Here is a 304-nt window from a genome sequence, read left to right on the forward strand (position 1 = left end):
CCGGCGATGATTGCGGTCGACAATGTCAGTCTTGAACTCTCCCGCGGGCAAAACCTAGGGATTATTGGTGAATCGGGTTGTGGCAAGTCCACGCTTGCGCGGGTGATTGCGGGTATCTTGCCTGCGGTGCGGGGCAAAATACGCTTCGATGGCGAGGACATGCCAAGCGATCTGCGCTATCGTAGTCGCGAGCAATTGCGCCAATTGCAGATTGTCTTTCAATTTGCTGATACCGCACTTAATCCGGCCAAATCGATTGGGGACATTCTCTCCCGCCCATTGAGCTTTTATCACGGTATGGACG

The 304-nt window shown here is 53.9% G+C and carries 1 protein-coding gene; it reads left to right on the top strand.

The window, feature by feature from the left end; genetic code table 11:
• Positions 1 to 304 (top strand): ATP-binding cassette domain-containing protein (locus QSJ70_RS27515; RefSeq protein WP_285541391.1); only part of this gene is annotated, 304 nt, incomplete at both ends.

Source organism: Brucella sp. NBRC 12950 (assembly GCF_030268145.1).
GTDB lineage: Bacteria > Pseudomonadota > Alphaproteobacteria > Rhizobiales > Rhizobiaceae > Brucella.